We start from the raw sequence: 16,557 nt of genomic DNA, 5'->3' as shown, positions 1-16,557 counted from the left end.
AACCTACTGATCGGCCCTGACCGGCTCGCGGGAGAGGGCTCCGGGCCACCAGAAGCGCCGCCCCAGCAGCGACACCAGCGCCGGCACCAGCACGCTACGCACGAGCAGCGTGTCGAGCAGGACGCCGAAGCCGACGATGACGCCCACCTGGGTGAGGACGATCAGCGGCAGCACGCCGAGCACGGTGAAGACCGCCGCGAGCAGGATGCCGGCGCTGGTGATGACCCCGCCGGTCACGGCAAGCGCCACCGAGATCGCCGTCTTGGTGTCGTGGCGCCTGGCCTCCTCCTTGGCCCGTGTCGTCAGGAAGATGTTGTAGTCGACGCCCAGAGCGACCAGGAACAGGAAGCTGAGCAGCGGCACGCTGTAGTCGAGCGCCGGGAAGTCGAACCAGTGCTGGAACGCCCACCAGCTCGCCCCGAGGCTGGCCGCGAAGGTCGCGACCACGGTGAGCACCAGCAGCACCGCGGCCACGACCGAGCGCAGCAGGACCAGCAGTACGAGCAGCACGACGGCGAGGATCATCGGGATGATCAGCATCTGGTCCCGGGCGGTGGCGGTCTCGGAGTCCAGCGACTCCGCGTCCGCCCCGCCCACGAGCACCTTCGGCTCCACGCCCTGCGCGGCCTCGCGGATCGACTCGACGGTCTCGAGCGCCGCCTCGGAGGCCGGCTCCGCGCCGAGTACGGCGGTCAGGACCGTCGTGCCGTCGGCCGAGCCGGCCGGTTCCACCCGGTCGACCCCGTCGACCTCGGCGACCGCTCGGCGCACGTCGTCGGCGGCCGCGGTCGGGGTGAGCAGCGACGTGGGCTGGGAGGCTCCGGCGGCGAAGTGCTCGGCCAGCACCTCCTGTCCCGTGACGGACTGTGGGGTGGCGCGGAACTGCTCGGTCTGGGACAGCCCGGCCGCGACGCCGGTGAGCGGGATCGCCAGGACCGCGAGGACCGCCACCCCCGCGACGGACACCAGCACCGGTCGGCCGGTGACGACCGCGGCCACCTTCGACCAGAAGCCGGTCGCGGTGGGGTCGGCCTGGCCGACCTTCGGCACGAACGGCCAGAACAGCCGCCGGCCGAACAGGGTCATGGCCGCCGGCAGCACGAGGAGCGCGTAGACCACCGCCACGAGGATCCCGATCGCGCCGCCGTAGCCGATGTTGCGGCTGCTCGGGCTGTCGGCGAAGCCCAGGCACAGCAGCGCGAGCACCACCGTGCCCGAGCTGGCCAGGATGGCGGGCGCCGCCTGGCGCCAGGCCACCCGCATGGCGTCGTACCGGCTCTCCTCGCGGCGCAGCTCCTCGCGGTAGCGCGCGATCAGCAGCAGCGCGTAGTTGGTGCCGGCGCCGAACACGAGCACCGAGGTGATGCCGGTCGACTGCCCGTCGACGGTGAACGGGAAGATCCGGCTCGCGACGTCGACGGCGGTGGCAGCGACCTGGTCGGCGACGGCCACCACCGTCAGTGGCACCAGCCACAGCCACGGGCTGCGGTAGGTCAGCAGCAGGAGCAGTGCCACGACGCCGGCGGTCGTGACCAGCAGGCGCACGTCGGCGCCGTCGAAGACCTTGGAGAGATCCACGGAGAAGGCAGGCCCGCCGGTCGCCTGCGCCTCGAGCCCGTCGGGCAGGTCGGCCGCGGCCAGCTCGCGGATGTCGGCGACCGGCTCCTCGTAGGAGTCCCCGGACGGGTCGGTGGCCAGCGGCACCCCGACGAACGCGGCCGCGCCGTCCTCGGCGAAGACCGGGAACGCCTTCTGCCCCTCGGCGGCGAGGTCCTGGAGCTCGCGCACCTTCTCGCCGACGAACCGGCGGTCCTCCTCGCTCAGCTTCTCCCCACCGCGGTCGAACACGGCGAAGACGGGGGTGAACTTCGACGTGCCGAGCGACTCCTGCAGCTCGCTGGCCCGGGCCGACTCGGCGTCGGCCGGCAGGTTGGCCACGGAGTTGGAGCTCTCGTCCCCGGTGATGCCGGAGCCGAGGGCCACCGCGGAGAAGATGAGGGCCACCAGGACCACGATGCGGCTCGCCCAGCGCCCGACGAGGGGTCGCCAGCGGGTGGTCGTCGTCCGCGCTCGGTCTGCATCCACGCCCGAACCCTAGGGCGGCGCGCGAGCGGCACCAACCTGAAACTTATGCAATATCCGCCGAGAGGTTGCGCAGGATCCGGCCGGCGCGGCGCAGATCCGCCCGTACGGCGTGCCGCGCCAGGCGGCCGAGGGGCCGCACGCCAAGCGCGGCCGGCCCGCGGGCGGCCAGTCGCATCGTCGGCTCGACCACGCAGCCGCCGGGCGCGGGCGCGAACTCGAGCGTCAGCTCGGCCGACCACGAGCGCCAGGTGCCGCGCTCGGTCCAGCGGTGCGGGCGGTCCAGCGCGACGGTCTCCATCCGGGGGCGCAGGCCCGCGGCCGTCACGTCCACCCAGCGCTGACCCACCGCCACCGGGCCGCTCACCTCCTCGACCCGGGCCAGGCTGGACTGCCACTGCGCCCGGTGGGCCGGGTCGACGAGGTAGGCGAACGCGACCTCGGCGGGGACCGGGAGGTGGACCGCCATCAGAACCGTTCGCCGGTCAGCAGCTCGTAGGCCTCGACGTAGCGGCTGCGGGTGCGCTCGACGACCTCGGGCGGCAGCGGCGGCGGCGCGACACCGGACGCCTTGTCCCAGCCGGACTCGGGCGACAGCGCCCAGTTGCGCACGATCTGCTTGTCGTAGGACGGCTGCGCGCGACCGGGGCGCCACTCGGCGGCCGGCCAGAAGCGCGAGGAGTCGGGGGTCAGGACCTCGTCCGCGAGCACCAGGGCCCCCTCGGCACCGGCGCCGAACTCCAGCTTGGTGTCGGCCAGGATGATCCCCCGCTCACGGGCGACGGCCTCGGCACGGGCGTAGACGTCCAGGGTGCGCTCGCGCAGGGCCGCCGCGGTGTCCGCGCCGACGACGCCGGCGACCTGCTCGTAGGAGACGTTCTCGTCGTGCTCGCCGAGCGCCGCCTTGGTCGCCGGGGTGAAGATCGGCTCGGGCAGCCTGCTGCCGTCCTCCAGCCCGGGCGGCAGGGCCAGGCCGCACACCTCGCCCGTGGCGCGGTAGTCCAGCAGGCCCGAGCCGGTGAGGTAGCCGCGCGCGACGCACTCGACCGGGTACATGTCGAGTCGCCGGCACACGACCGCACGTCCCCGCACGGCGTCGGGCACGTCGGTCGACAGCACGTGGTGCGGCACCCCGAGCGCGGCGAACCACCACAGCGACAGCCGGGTGAGGATCTCGCCCTTGTCGGGGATCGTGGTGTCGAGGACGTAGTCGAAGATCGACAGCCGGTCGCTGGCCACCATGAGCAGCTCGCCGGCGTACGGCCCGGAGTCGAGCACGTACAGGTCGCGCACCTTCCCCGAGTGGAGCGCGGTGGCGCCGGGGATCGGCGGCGCCTCGGGGATGTTCAGATCGGCCACGCCGTCAGCCTAGTCGCGGTCTTTGTCGCGTGACATAGTTGCTTAATGACCAGCGTGGTCGGACCCGACTTCATCGTGATCGGCGCCCCCAAGGCCGGCACCACCGCACTGCACGCCGCGCTGACCCAGCATCCCGAGGTGCGGATGTCGCGGCCCAAGGAGCCGAAGTACTGGCTCTGCGACGACGCGCCCCCGCCGGCCTACCGCGGGCCCGGCGACGCGCACTCCGTGCAGGAGTGGCTCTGGCGCCGCGAGGACTACGAGCGCCTGTTCGCGGCGCCGAGCGAGGGCGTCGTCCAGGGCGAGAGCACACCGTTCTACCTGTGGCACCGCGGCGCACACCGCCGGATCGCCGAGAGCCTGCCCGACGTCAAGCTGATCGCCGTCGTGCGCGACCCGATCGACCGCGCCTACAGCAACTGGATGCACCTGTGGTCCGACGGCCTCGAGCCCCTGGCCGACTTCGAGCAGGCGTTCGCCCTGCAGGACCGCCGGGTCGCCGACGGCTGGGCACCGTTCTGGCGCTACCGCGACCTGGGCCGCTACGGCGCCCAGCTCGCGCACCTGCACCGCTACGTCGACCCCGGGCGGGTGCTCGTGCTGCGCTACCGCACCATCGTCGACGAGCCCGCCGCGGCGGTCGACCGGACCTGCCGGTTCCTGGGCATCACCCCGGGCCTGGTCGGCTCCATCCCTCGGGACAACTCCCACCCCTTCGTTCAGCCCGGCTGGCGCCCTCGGGTGCTCGGGCCGGTCGTGCGTGCCGGCGCCGCGCTCGGCCAGTTCGCGCCGCCGACGGTGTGGCGCCGCGCGAGCGCGCCGATCATCTCCCAGCTGACGGGGTCGGCCGCTCCCCACCGGCCGCTGCTCGCGCCCGAGGCGCGCGAGCGCCTGATCCCCCACTTCGCCGAGGACATCGCCCAGCTCTCGGAGGTCACCGGCGAACGCTTCGACGACTGGCTGTCCACCGCCAGCCGCGGCTCCTTCAGTCAGCGGACGCAGGTCACCAGGTCGTGCGCCCCGTCGGGTCGCGCCGACTCGACGTAGAAGCGGGTCCGCCCGTCCGGCAGCGCGACGGCGGCGGCGTAGCGGAAGGCTCCGTCGGAGTGCGGCGAGGCGATGGGAGGCCGGTCGTCCGGGACGAGGCGGGTGCCGTCCCAGCGGGCCACCCCGGTGGTCTCATGCCAGTTGGCCGCGGCGTCGGCCCGGCCGTCGTACAGCACGGTCAGGGGGCTGCCCGGCAGCACCGCGGCGACCCGGGCTCCGCGCGCGTCCCACTCCCCCGGGCGGCCGGCGAGGACCTCGCCGCGGTCGATCCAGGTCAAACCGTCGGGACTGGTGAGCCGCCGGGTGGTCATCCGGTCCTCCTGGCCGGGCTCGTCCAGGGGGTGGCAGCACAGCCACATCTCCCAGCCGTCGTCGACCGCGGTGACGACCGGATCCTTGACTCCCGTGTGCGCGTCGCCGGCCAGCACGACCTGGCGGCGCCCGGACGGCAGGTCCTCGACGGTCGGCGCCGTCAGGCTGTCGACCCACCAGTGCTTGGACCCGGGCGTCGCGCACGACAGGTAGAGCCGCCAGCCCAGTCCGGGCACCGGCACCAGGACCGGGCGCTCGAACGACTCCGCGCCGAAGGCGTCGCGGTGCACCTGCGTCACGGTCTCGAAGCACACGCCGTCCTCGGAGCGGGCGACGACGACGGTGACGCCACGGCCGTCGGTGAGCGGGCGGCGTACCCGCCAGGTCAGCCAGAACACGCCGTCGACGAGCACCGCGCTCGCGGCGCCGGCCCAGTTGCCGGGTCCGGCATCGGGCGCTGGGACCACGACCTCGACGTCGTCGTACGACGGCAGGGGCACGAGGATGTCGGTGGTCATGCACCCAGCATAGTCGAGCGAGTCGATCGACTATCGGTGGCGGCCGCGCCGCGCGCCGCCGGGGTGGGTCACGCGGCGACCGGGCGGGGTGGCAGAGTTGGACCATGCCGGAGTCCGCCGAAGAGGTCTACGCCCGAGTCGTCGCCGCCGCCGGCCCCGAAGGCCGCCTGCAGCTGCCCGCGTCGACCGGCTGGGACATCTTCCCGTGGGAGGTCGTGGACGGCGTCCTGGCACCGAAGGTGCTGGCCCCGCCGGCCGACGAGCCCGCCCGCTTCGGCGAGAGCCCCGACAAGCCGTGCGGCTCCTGCGCGCTCGACCCGGCCACGGTCGTCTGGGAGGACGAGCACTGGCTGCTGACCCATCCTGGAGCGCCGACCGGCCTGCCGCTGGTGCTCATGCTGCACACGCGCGAGCACCTCGACGCCGGCGGCATGGACGACGACCGGGCCTCCGAGCTCGGCCGGATCACCAACCGGCTCGTGCGGATCATCGAGAACCTCCCCGAGATCGGTCGCGTGCACGTCAACCGCTGGGGCGACGGCGGCTCCCACTTCCACCTGTGGTTCTTCGCCCGCACCGCCCGGCTGACCGGCGTGAGCGGCTCGACCGCACTGGAGTGGGACGACATCATCCCCGCGGGACCCGAGGATGTCTGGCGGGCAGACCTGCACACCGTCGCGACCAAGCTGGCCAACTGGGGTGGCGACGCCCGCGCCTGAGCCGGGCCCTGCTGCGGAGCAGGGGTACGTCGCCGACCCGCGACGCTGGCGCATTCTCGGGGTCACGCTCGTCGTCGGCTTCATGTCGCTGCTCGACGTGTCGATCGTCAACGTCGCGGTGCCCTCCATGCAGGAGGGGCTGGACACCTCGCCCGGCATGATCCAGTGGGTCGTGTCCGGCTACGCGCTCACGTTCGGGCTGACGCTCGTGGCGGGCGGACGCCTCGGCGACGCCTTCGGCCGGCGCCGCATGATGTTGGTCGGCCTGGCCGGCTTCATCGTCTCCAGCGCGGCGGTCGGGCTGGCGGCCGACGCCACGCTCGTGGTGCTGGCCCGCCTGGCGCAGGGCGCGACCGCCGGACTGCTCACCCCGCAGAACTCCGGGATCATCCAACAGCTCTTCCGCGGGCGGGAGCGCGCCCGCGCGTTCGGGATGTTCGGCTTCACCGTCTCCAGCGCCACGGCGGTGGGCCCCGTCCTCGGCGGCCTGATCATCGCCGCGGTCGGCGAGGAGGACGGCTGGCGCTGGCTGTTCCTCATCAACATCCCGATCGGCCTGGTCGCGATCGCTGCGGTCGCGCTGCTCGTGCCGAAGCGCCCCCCGGGCGCCCGGCGCGACCCCGCCAACCGGATCGACGTACCCGGCGCGCTGCTGCTCGGCCTCACCGTGCTGTGCCTGCTCTATCCCGTGGTCCGGCTCGAGGGTGGCGAGCGGCTGCCGCTGGTGCTGCTGGTGGGCGTCCCGGTGTTCGCCTGGGTCTTCGTCACCTGGGAGCGGCGGCTCGCCCGACGCGGCCAGGCCCCCCTGCTGGACCTGGCACTGCTCAAGCAGCTGCCCGGCTACGTCAACGGCCTCGCCGTCGGCGCCCTGTACTTCACCGGCTTCACCGGCGTGCTGCTCGTGCTCTCGATCCACCTCCAGGGCGACCTCGGCTACACCCCGCTCGCCACCGGGCTCCTGCTGCTGCCGTTCGCCGTGGGCTCAGCGATCGCCGCGCCGCTGGCCGGGCGGGTGGTCTCGGACCTCGGGCGCCGCCTCACCGTCGTCGCGCTGGCCGTGATGATGACCGGCGTCCTCGCGCTGACGCTCCTGACGCCGTACGCCGACCCGCTGTGGCCGGTCGCCGTGCCGGCCCTGCTGGTCGCCGGCCTCGGCGGCGGCGCCGTCATCTCACCGAACATCACGCTGACCCTCCACGACGTACCCCCGCGCATGGGCGGGGCCGCCGGCGGGGCGCTGCAGACCGGGCAGCGCATCGGCTCGGCCATCGGCGCCGCGCTGCTCATGACCGTCTACGAGCTGACCCGGCGCACCGCGTCCAGCGAGCACGCGCTCCAGGCGGCCCTGGCCACCGCCCTGGTCGTGCTCACCGTCGCGCTGGCGATGTCGGTGCAGGCGCTGCGTCAGGAGCGGCGCTCCCGGGGTGCAGCCACCATGCCATCCGACGGGTGATCCAAGGCATGGCGACGTAGGTCATCACCGGTGTCATCACCAGGATCGTGAGCAGCACCCGCAGCGGCATGACCAGGTCGGGCACCAGCCAGCCGCTGAGCGTGTTGACCAGCAGGCTCAGCGGGAAGAACGCCAGGAAGATCACGCAGGCCTGCTTCCACCGCGGCGGCGCGGCGGGCCCCGCGGGCCGCTCGTCGCTGACGTCGCGCGACGTCGGCTACGTCATGAACCTCACCCGGGTCTGGGCGCACCAGCCCGAGGCCATGTCCGGCCTCTTCGACCTGCTCGGACGCGTCAACGCCACGGGCGGCTTCACCCTGCGCGAGCGCGGCATCCTGGTCGCGGCGACGGCAACGACGCCCTGGGCGCCACACCCGACTCCCAGCTGCACCGCGCCGCCCCCGCCCCGGTGCGGGACGCCGTCACCTTGGGGCGCCCGGCCACGCCCGACCCGCTCGTCTGAGGAGGTCGTCAGGAAGGGGGGTCCTCAGGCGGGTCAGACGCCGGGGACGATGCGCAGGTCGCGGACGGCGCCGCCGTCGAGGGCCGCGAGCGCCTCCTGGTAGGCCGGGCTGTCGTGGGCCGCGACCGCCGCCTCGACGGAGGGGAACTCGAGGAGGACCGAGCGGGTGGCCTCGCCGGCCTCGTAGGTCTGCTCGGGCAGGCCACGGGCGAGGAAGGCGCCGCCGGCGGCCTCCAGGGCCGGGCCGGCGAGCTTGGCGTAGGCGGCGAGCTTCGCCTCGTCGGTGGTCTCGCGGTACAGGCTGATCCAGTAGGCGGTCATGCTTACAGGATCGCCCCCGGGGAGTACGCCGCGCCGGCCGGGTAGCGCTCGGCGAGCTCGGCCACCCGGCGTACGACGGACTGCGTCTGCGCCACGGCCGCGCCGGTGAAGGTGATCGGGTCGGCCACCAGGGAGGACAGCTGCGCGGCGGTGAGCCCCAGCCGCTGGTCGGCGGCGAGCCGGGCGAAGACGTCGTTGTCGGCCTGGCCGCGCCGCATGTCGAGCGCGACGCCGACCGCGGCCTCCTTGATCGCCTCGTGCGCAGTCTCGCGCCCGACCCCGTTGCGCACGGCGGCCGTGAGCACCTTCGTGGTCGCGAGGAACGGCAGGTAGCGGTCGAGCTCGCGCTGGATCACCGCGGGGAACGCGCCGAACTCGTCGAGGACGGTGAGGAACGTCTGGAAGAGCCCGTCGGCGGCGAAGAACGCGTCCGGCAGCGCCACCCGGCGTACGACGGAGCAGGAGACGTCGCCCTCGTTCCACTGGTCGCCGGCCAGCTCGCCGACCATCGAGAGGTAGCCGCGGGTGACGACGGCGAGGCCGTTGACGCGCTCGCACGAGCGGGTGTTCATCTTGTGGGGCATCGCCGAGGAGCCGACCTGGCCCTCCTTGAAGCCCTCGGTGACGAGCTCGTTGCCCGCCATGAGCCGGATCGTCGTCGCCAGGTTGGACGGCCCGGCGACCAGCTGCACGACGGCCGAGATCACGTCGAAGTCCAGCGAGCGCGGGTAGACCTGGCCGACCGAGGTGAGCACCCGCTCGAAGCCGAGGTGGCGCGCGACCCCCTCCTCGAGCGCGGCCAGCTTGGTCTCGTCGCCGTCGAGCAGGTCGAGCATGTCCTGGGCGGTGCCCATCGGGCCCTTGATCCCGCGCAGCGGGTAGCGGCGCAGCAGGTCCTCGACCCGCTCGACGCCGATCAGCATCTCGTCGGCGACGCTCGCGAACCGCTTGCCGAGCGTGGTGGCCTGCGCGGCGACGTTGTGCGAGCGGCCGGCCATGACCGTGGTCTCGTGCTCGGCGGCCAGCCTGGCCAGGCGCACCAGCGCGGCGACCGCGCGGTCACGCAGCAGCTCCAGCGACTGCTTGAGCTGCAGCTGCTCGACGTTCTCGGTGAGGTCGCGCGAGGTCATGCCCTTGTGGATGTGCTCGTGACCGGCGAGCGCCGAGAACTCCTCGATCCGCGCCTTCACGTCGTGGCGGGTGACCCGCTCGCGGGCGGCGATCGACTCCAGGTCGACCTTGTCGACGACGTCCTGGTAGGCCTCGATGACCCCGTCCGGTACCTCGATCCCGAGGTCGCGCTGGGCCCGCAGCACCGCGATCCAGAGCCGGCGCTCGAGCACGATCTTGTGCTCCGGCGACCAGATCGCCGCGAGGTCGGCGCCGGCGTAGCGGGTGGCCAGGACGTTAGGGACGCTCATCTGATTCCTGCCGCGATGTCGGTGCGGTGCTGGGCACCTGGGAACTCTACGTGCGCGACCCCGGCGTAGGCCGCGTCGCGTGCGGCCTCGGCCGAGGCGCCGGTGGCGACCACGGCGAGCACCCGGCCGCCCGCGGTCACGAGGTCGTCGCCGCGCTGGGCGGTGCCGGCCTGGATGACGTGGACGCCGTCGAGCGCCTCGGCCGCGTCGAGGCCGGTGATGACGTCACCGACCGACGAGGACTCCGGGTAGCCGGCGCTCGCCATCACCACCGCGACCGCGGCGCCGGCCTTCCACCGCGGAAAGGGGACCTCGGCCAACGTGCCCGTGGCCGCGCCGAGCAGCAGCGGCGAGAGCGGGGAGTCGAGCAGCGCCAGCAGCGGCTGGGTCTCGGGGTCGCCGAAGCGGGCGTTGAACTCCACCACCCGCAGGCCGCGCGAGGTGAGCGCGAGGCCGGCGTACAGGAGCCCGGCGAACGGCGTGCCGCGGCGGCGCATCTCGTCGACGGTCGGCTGGAGTACGGTCGCCAGGGTCTCGGCGACCAGGTCGGCCGGAGCCCACGGCAGCGGGGTGTAGGCACCCATGCCGCCGGTGTTGGGGCCGGTGTCGCCGTCGCCGATGCGCTTGAAGTCCTGCGCCGGCTGCAGGGGGTAGACCGTCGTGCCGTCGGTGATCGCGAAGAGGGAGACCTCGGGGCCGTCGAGGTACTCCTCGACCACCACCCGCCCGCAGGTCCGCGCGTGCGCGACGGCCTCGGCGTAGTCCTCGGTCACGACGACGCCCTTGCCGGCGGCCAGCCCGTCGTCCTTGACGACGTACGGCGGTCCGAGCTCGACCAGCGCCCGCTCGACCTCCTGGTCGTCCTCGCCGCAGACCAGGGCGCGGGCGGTGGGGACGTGGGCCGCCTCCATGACCTCCTTGGCGAAGGCCTTGGACCCCTCGAGGTGGGCGGCCGCGGCCGACGGGCCGAAGACCGGGATCCCCCGGGCGCAGACGGTGTCCGCGACGCCGGCCACCAGCGGGGCCTCCGGCCCGACCACCACCAGGCCGGCGCCGAGGCGCTCGGCCAGGTCCGCGACCTGGACGCCGTCCATCGGATCGACGTCGTGCAGCGTGGCCAGCGCCGCCATGCCGGGGTTGCCCGGCGCCGCGTGCACCTCGTCGACACCGGGGTCCTGGGCGAGCGAGCGGACCAACGCGTGCTCGCGCCCGCCCGTGCCGATCACGAGAGTCTTCACGGGCACCCAGCCTAGTGCGCGCCGGGTGCCGCGCCGCACCGTCCCACCGGGCATGATTGCGACTCGTCTCTCCCGGGAAAGAAGCAGCCATGCCCCAGTTCCCCCGCGTCGGCGACCTCTTCGGTCGCTATCGCATCGACGCCCAGATCGGACAGGGCGGCATGGGCGTCGTATTTGCCGCGACCGACACCGCCTTCGACCGGCGGGTCGCGCTCAAGGTGGTCTCGGCGGCGCTGGGCGGCTCCTCGGAGTTTCTGGCCCGCTTCGAGCGGGAGGCATCGCTGCTGGCGCGCCTGAACTCGCCCCACGTCATCGCGATCTTCGACTACGGCGAGCAGGACGGCTGCCCCTATCTCGCCACCCAGTACGTCGGCGGCGGCGACCTCGGAGCGCTGCTCGCGGCTCGCGGTCCGATGCCGCCGCGGCTCGCGGCCCAGGTGTGCGCCCAAGTCGCCGACGCGCTCTCCGACGCCCACCTCGCCGGCGTGGTGCACCGCGACGTCAAGCCCACCAACGTGCTGCTGCGCGACGCCGACACCACCGACCTGCACGCCTACCTCTGCGACTTCGGCATCGCCCGCACCGACAGCGAGGGGCTCACCGCGCCGGGCTCGGTGTCCGGCACCTGGAGCTACCTCGCCCCCGAGTGCGGCGCCGGCGCACCGGGCACGGTCTCCTCCGACCTCTACGCGCTGGGCTGCCTGTTCTGGGCGACGTTGACCGGGCAGCCGCCGTTTCGCGGGAGCGACGTCGAGATCGCCATCGCCCACCAGAACGCCCCGGTCCCCCAGCTCGCGGGCGACGACCCCTTCACGCGCCACGCCAACGCGATCCTCGCCAACACCCTGGCCAAGGAGCCGCGCGCCCGCTACGACACCGCCGACGCGCTGCGCGCCGACCTGCTGTCCGCGGCGGCGATCCCCACGAGCGGCGTCCGGCCGGTCGCCGCCCGCTCAACGGTGCCGCCGGGCGGTGCCGCGCCGACCGCCTTCCCGTCGGGCGGACGCGTGTCGCTGGGCTCGCTGCCCCGTGCGGCGGCGACGACCGCCGGCGCGCCGCGCCGACGGCGTACGGCGCTCGCGGTCGTGCTGTCCTCGCTGGCCGTCCTCGCCGTCGCGGGCGGCATCGTGGCCGTGACCATGCCCGGCGACGGCGACCAGGACCCCACCGGCGGGTCGACCTCGTCCTCGGAGCCCACCGCGAGCGAGCCCACCCGCAGCGAGCCGCCGGCTCCCGAGGTGGTGGGGCCGGTCACCGGTGACATGGACGGCGACGGCTACGCCGATCTGGTCGCCAGCTTCTACGTCGAGGAGACGAAGAAGAAGCCGAGCCACGACCGCGTGGGCACGTGGCACTCCGACGGGAGCGCGCTGGTGCCGGCCGCGGAGAGGCAGGAGCCGCGCCTGAAGGACCGCACCGCCGTGGAGCAGGTCCTCGGTGACTTCGATGGCGACGATGAGCTCGAGTTGGTCCAGGTGAGGGTCCCGACCCGTGGCGCGCTCACGATCACCGCCGCGCTCTCCGGGGGGACGCCCGTGGACCACCCGATGAGCCGGCCGGACCAGGCCCGGGCGCTGACCGCCCACGCCGGCGACGCAGACGGCGACGGGGCCGACGACCTGCTGCTGGTGAGCTGGGGCCAGCACATGAAGCGGATGGAGGTGTGGGTGGCCACCTCCGACGGCTCCGGCTTCGGCGAGCCGGCCCTGGGCGGCACGGTGCCGTTCGGCTACGAGCAGGGATCCCTGGAGACCGGGGACTTCGACGGTGACGCGATCGTCGACGTGGGCGTGCTGATGACGCCGTCGTACTCGGCGACGCGCTCGACGCTGCACACCTACCTGGGCCGGCCGGACGGGACCTTCGTCGAGCGGGGGAAGCCGTTGACCTTCGAGAGCGCCATCGGTCACTACTTCCTCTCCGCGGACGTCGACGGCGACGAGGACGCCGAGCTGGTGGTCGGGCTCAACCGCACCGGGTTCGTGGAGCTGCTCGTCGCCGACCACGGGCCGGGCGGCCCGCAGCGACCGCGTCCGTGGGGGCTGATCCAGCTCCCCAGCGACGACTTCTTCTCCTCCGACCTGACCGTCGGCGACTACGACGGCGACGGCCGCGACGACCTGGCCAGCATCGGGCCGACGAAGACCAAGGGGCGCGCGTCGCTGCAGGTGGCGCTCTCGAAGGGCAGGCGCTTCGCGACCACGACCGAATGGGGCACCTGGGCGATCGAGCTCGGCGACTCCTACAGCGTCGAGCTGCTCGGGAGCACCTTCCCGTGACCACACCGTCCGGATCCCCGCCTCCGGGCGGCGGCCGCCCGCCGCGCGTCGGCGAGGTGATCGGCCACTACCGCGTCGACAGCGTGCTCGGCGTGGGCGGCATGGGCATGGTCTTCTCCGCCACCGACCTGCGACTCAACCGCCAGGTCGCACTCAAGGTGATGCTCGGCCACGTCGGCACCTCACCGGAGTTCCGGCAGCGCTTCCAGCGCGAGGCGTCGGTCCTGGCCAAGCTGGACTCCCCCCACGTGGTCGCCATCTACGACCACGGCGAGCAGGACGGCTGGCCGTTCATCGTCACCCAGTACGCCGCCGGCGGGGATCTCGGGCGACTCATCCGGGCGCGGGGTCCGCTCCCGCCGCCCCTCGCCTTCCGGGCCTGCGCCCAGGTGGCCGACGCGCTCTCCGCCGCGCACGCCGTCGGAGTGACGCACCGCGACGTGAAGCCCGCCAACGTGCTGCTGCGCGACGAGCGCACCGACCGACTCCACGTCTATCTCTGCGACTTCGGGGTGGCGCACACCGAGGGTGCCGGGCTCACCACGCCCGGCGCCGTCGCCGGCACCTGGAACTACCTCGCACCGGAGCGGGCGGCCGGCCAGCCGGGCGGCCCCGCCAGCGACGTGTACGCCGTCGGGTGCCTGCTCTATGAGTGCCTCACCGGCCGACCGCCGTACACGGGGGCCGACGTGGCGGTCGCGATGGCGCACCTGCAGCAGCCGGTGCCGCAGCTGCCCGGCAGCGACGAGCTCACCGTGCGGATCAACCAGGTGCTCGCGGGCGCGCTGGCCAAGGATCCCGCCGAGCGCTACCCCACCGCGCGTGCCCTGCGCGACGCCCTGCGCGAGCTGGGCGGCGGCCTCACGCCCTCGACGCCGACCTCCCCGCCCCTCGTGCTGGGCCGGCGCCGGCGGCGGCGCCGGGCAGCGCTCGCCAGCGGCGTGGCCGCCGTGCTGGTCCTGGGCGGTGTGGCCGCGGGGGTCCTGCTCACCTCCGGCGCGGACGACCCGGGACGGGACCCGGAGCCGACCACCGGCACCGGCGACCCGGCGCCCACCGGCACGCCAGCCCCCGACCCGCCGGAGCAGGCGGTCACCGGCGACCTCGACCACGACGGGCTCGGCGACCTCGCGGCCCAGTCCCACGAGGGCGCCTGGCTGCTGCGCTCCGACGGCACCGGGCTCGGCGCGCCGAAGGCGATGGGCGACGTGAGCTACCCGGCGGTGAGCGGCGACGTGGACGGCGACGGCCGCCTCGACGTCGTCACGACCGAGGGGGAGCCACCGGCGACCAGCGTCACCGTGCGGCTCGCGTCCGGTGCCAGCCCGGCGTCGCTGGTGCGGAGCCCCGCGTTCGGCGACATCGACGCCAGCACCGTGCGATTCCTCGCCGACGTCGACGGCGACCGACGCGCCGACCTCGGCCTGGTCAGGACCGGCGTGGGGCGCCTGGTCGTCACCGTGGCCAAGGCTCGCGCCGACGGCACCTTCGGCCGCGCCCGAGGCTGGCTGGACAGGCCGGCGACCACCTCGTGGGGGTCGGCCGACAACGAGTTCGCCGTCGGCGACGTGGACGCCGACGGGATGGCCGACCTGATCCACATCGAGGCGCTCGACGACCAGCCCGTGCGGCTGCACGTGCTGAGGTCCACCGGCTCGGAGCTCGCCCCCGAGGAGCCCACGCGCATCCCCCAGGAGAACGCGTACGTGACCTGGCAGACCGGTGACTTCGACGGCGACGGGGCGACCGAGATGGTGAGCCTCGACTACGGGCCGGAGGCGGTCGTGTGGAGGTGGGAGGGCGGCCGGTTCACCCCCGAGACCTGGCTCGCGCGCGGCGAGACCACCTTCACCGTCTCCCACGCCGGCGTCAGCGACATCGACGGCGACGGGGACGACGACGTGGTGGTCGCGCAGTACGACCGCGGACTGGAGGTCCTCGAGTCCACCGGCAGCGGGTTCCGGGTCCTGCCCGGCTCGCAGCGAAGGGTGTCCGAGGAGAAGCTGGATATGGGTGCGATCGGCCCGTTCGAGCCCTAGCGAGGCGGCTGTCCGCTCAGAGGAGGTCGTGGACGACGATCGTCTGGTCGCGCTGGGGGCCGACCCCGATGACCGAGATCCGGGAGCCGGACATCGCCTCGACCGCCTTCACGTAGGCCTGCGCGTTGGCCGGGAGCTCCTCGAAGGTCCGGACGTGGGAGATGTCCTCCCACCAGCCCGGGAACTCCTCGTAGATCGGCTTCGCATGGTGGAAGTCGCTCTGGTTGACCGGCATCTCGTCGTGGCGCACGCCGTTGACGTCGTAGGCCACGCAGACGGGCACCTTCTCCAGGCCCGTGAGCACGTCGAGCTTGGTGAGCACGAAGTCGGTGACTCCGTTGACCCGGGCGGCGTAGCGGGCGATGACGGCGTCGTACCAGCCGCAGCGGCGCGCCCGCCCCGTGGTGACCCCGAACTCCGCGCCGACCTTGCTCAGGTGGGCGCCGTAGTCGTCGAAGAGCTCGGTGGGGAACGGGCCCTCGCCGACGCGGGTCGTGTAGGCCTTCACGATCCCGACGACACGGTCGAGCCGGCTCGGCGGGATGCCCGAGCCCGTGCACGCGCCGCCGGCGGTCGCCGAGCTCGATGTCACGAACGGGTAGGTGCCGTGGTCGACGTCCAACAGCGTGGCCTGGCCGCCCTCGAGCAGCACGGTCTCGCCACGGTCGAGCGCCTGGTGGAGCAGCAGCCCGGTGTCGCAGACCATCGGCCGCAGCCGCTCGACGTACTCGAGCAGCTCCTCGACGATCGCGTCCACCTCGGGCGCGCGGCGGTTGTAGATCTTCGCCAGGATCTGGCCCTTGAGCTCGAGGGCCCCCTCGACCTTCTGCCGCAGGATGTTCTCGTCGAAGATGTCCTGCACGCGGATGCCGATGCGGTTCATCTTGTCGGCGTACGTCGGTCCGATGCCGCGCCCCGTCGTGCCGAGGCGGCGCGAGCCCAGGAACCGCTCGGTCACCTTGTCGAGGCTGCGGTTGTAGCTGGCGATGACGTGGGCGTTGGCGCTGACCTTGAGCTTGCTGACGTCGACGCCGCGCGCGGTGAGCGCGTCCAGCTCCTCGAACAGCACCTCGATGTCGACGACGACGCCGTTGCCGATGACCGGCGTGCAGTTGGGGCTCAGGATCCCGCTGGGCAGCAGGTGCAGGGCGTACTTCTCGTCGCCGATGACCACCGTGTGCCCGGCGTTGTTGCCGCCGTTGAACTTCACGACGTGGTCGACGCGGCTTCCGAGCAGGTCGGTCGCCTTGCCCTTGCCTTCGTCGCCCCACTGGGCGCCGATGATGGCGATGGCGGGCATGTGCAC

13 protein-coding genes are annotated in these 16,557 nt (G+C 73.5%); 5 read left to right on the top strand and 8 right to left on the bottom strand.

Annotated elements, in window-relative coordinates; all coding sequences use genetic code 11:
• Positions 1 to 3: 3 nt before the first annotated feature.
• The 3 genes from LRP67_RS04850 to LRP67_RS04840 are packed head-to-tail and all read right to left on the bottom strand — an operon-like array spanning position 4 to position 3,441.
• Complete coding sequence (locus LRP67_RS04850) at positions 4 to 2,085, bottom strand: MMPL family transporter (RefSeq protein ID WP_231269066.1); 2,082 nt, start codon at positions 2,083 to 2,085, stop codon at positions 4 to 6.
• Between the two features lie 43 nt (positions 2,086 to 2,128).
• Positions 2,129 to 2,551, bottom strand: a complete 423-nt coding sequence (locus LRP67_RS04845) for an SRPBCC family protein (RefSeq protein WP_231269065.1) — start codon at positions 2,549 to 2,551, stop codon at positions 2,129 to 2,131.
• A complete protein-coding gene (locus LRP67_RS04840; protein ID WP_231269064.1) occupies positions 2,551 to 3,441 on the bottom strand; it encodes a phosphoribosylaminoimidazolesuccinocarboxamide synthase in 891 nt (296 codons plus the stop codon). The genes LRP67_RS04845 and LRP67_RS04840 overlap by 1 nt, the downstream gene beginning before the upstream one ends.
• Positions 3,442 to 3,486: 45 nt before the next feature.
• Between LRP67_RS04840 and LRP67_RS04835 the strand changes: the two genes are divergently transcribed.
• Positions 3,487 to 4,488 carry a sulfotransferase gene (locus LRP67_RS04835; protein ID WP_231269063.1) on the top strand — a complete coding sequence of 334 codons (1,002 nt, stop codon included), beginning with the start codon at positions 3,487 to 3,489 and terminating at the stop codon, positions 4,486 to 4,488.
• On the opposite strand, the gene LRP67_RS04830 is transcribed toward LRP67_RS04835, so the two are convergent.
• Positions 4,431 to 5,318: a hypothetical protein gene (locus LRP67_RS04830; protein ID WP_231269062.1), complete on the bottom strand. Its 888-nt coding sequence runs from the start codon at positions 5,316 to 5,318 to the stop codon at positions 4,431 to 4,433. The genes LRP67_RS04835 and LRP67_RS04830 overlap by 58 nt on opposite strands.
• A gap of 104 nt (positions 5,319 to 5,422) precedes the next feature.
• On the opposite strand from LRP67_RS04830, the gene LRP67_RS04825 reads away from it, so the two are divergent.
• Both LRP67_RS04825 and LRP67_RS04820 read left to right on the top strand, forming a co-directional pair.
• Positions 5,423 to 6,037 carry a hypothetical protein gene (locus tag LRP67_RS04825; RefSeq protein WP_231269061.1) on the top strand — a complete coding sequence of 205 codons (615 nt, stop codon included), beginning with the start codon at positions 5,423 to 5,425 and terminating at the stop codon, positions 6,035 to 6,037.
• A complete protein-coding gene (locus LRP67_RS04820; RefSeq protein WP_231269060.1) occupies positions 6,018 to 7,490 on the top strand; it encodes an MFS transporter in 1,473 nt (490 codons plus the stop codon). The genes LRP67_RS04825 and LRP67_RS04820 overlap by 20 nt, the downstream gene beginning before the upstream one ends.
• Before the next feature lie 496 nt (positions 7,491 to 7,986).
• Here LRP67_RS04820 and LRP67_RS04815 read toward each other — a convergent pair whose 3' ends face one another.
• The 3 genes from LRP67_RS04815 to purD are packed head-to-tail and all read right to left on the bottom strand — an operon-like array spanning position 7,987 to position 10,933.
• A complete protein-coding gene (locus LRP67_RS04815; RefSeq protein ID WP_231269059.1) occupies positions 7,987 to 8,274 on the bottom strand; it encodes a DUF1330 domain-containing protein in 288 nt (95 codons plus the stop codon).
• Positions 8,275 to 8,276: 2 nt separating this feature from the next.
• Positions 8,277 to 9,695, bottom strand: a complete 1,419-nt coding sequence (gene purB / locus LRP67_RS04810; protein WP_231269058.1) for an adenylosuccinate lyase — start codon at positions 9,693 to 9,695, stop codon at positions 8,277 to 8,279.
• Positions 9,692 to 10,933 carry a phosphoribosylamine--glycine ligase gene (purD, locus tag LRP67_RS04805; protein WP_231269057.1) on the bottom strand — a complete coding sequence of 414 codons (1,242 nt, stop codon included), beginning with the start codon at positions 10,931 to 10,933 and terminating at the stop codon, positions 9,692 to 9,694. Before purD ends, purB begins: the two co-directional genes overlap by 4 nt.
• An 89-nt stretch (positions 10,934 to 11,022) precedes the next feature.
• Between purD and LRP67_RS04800 the strand changes: the two genes are divergently transcribed.
• Positions 11,023 to 13,212 (top strand): protein kinase, encoded by a 2,190-nt coding sequence (locus tag LRP67_RS04800; protein WP_231269056.1) that lies wholly within the window; start codon positions 11,023 to 11,025, stop codon positions 13,210 to 13,212.
• Positions 13,209 to 15,251 carry a protein kinase gene (locus LRP67_RS04795; protein ID WP_231269055.1) on the top strand — a complete coding sequence of 681 codons (2,043 nt, stop codon included), beginning with the start codon at positions 13,209 to 13,211 and terminating at the stop codon, positions 15,249 to 15,251. Before LRP67_RS04800 ends, LRP67_RS04795 begins: the two co-directional genes overlap by 4 nt.
• Positions 15,252 to 15,267: 16 nt before the next feature.
• On the opposite strand, the gene LRP67_RS04790 is transcribed toward LRP67_RS04795, so the two are convergent.
• The gene (locus LRP67_RS04790) at positions 15,268 to 16,551 is read right to left on the bottom strand and encodes an adenylosuccinate synthase (RefSeq protein ID WP_231269054.1); all 1,284 of its coding nucleotides are present in this window, start codon (positions 16,549 to 16,551) and stop codon (positions 15,268 to 15,270) included.
• Between the last annotated feature and the right edge of the window lie 6 nt (positions 16,552 to 16,557).

The sequence above is a fragment of the Nocardioides sp. cx-169 genome (assembly GCF_021083605.1).
Taxonomy (GTDB): domain Bacteria; phylum Actinomycetota; class Actinomycetes; order Propionibacteriales; family Nocardioidaceae; genus Nocardioides.
Note: the sequence above shows the minus strand (reverse complement) of the source record. Positions and strands in the feature narration are given on the sequence as shown.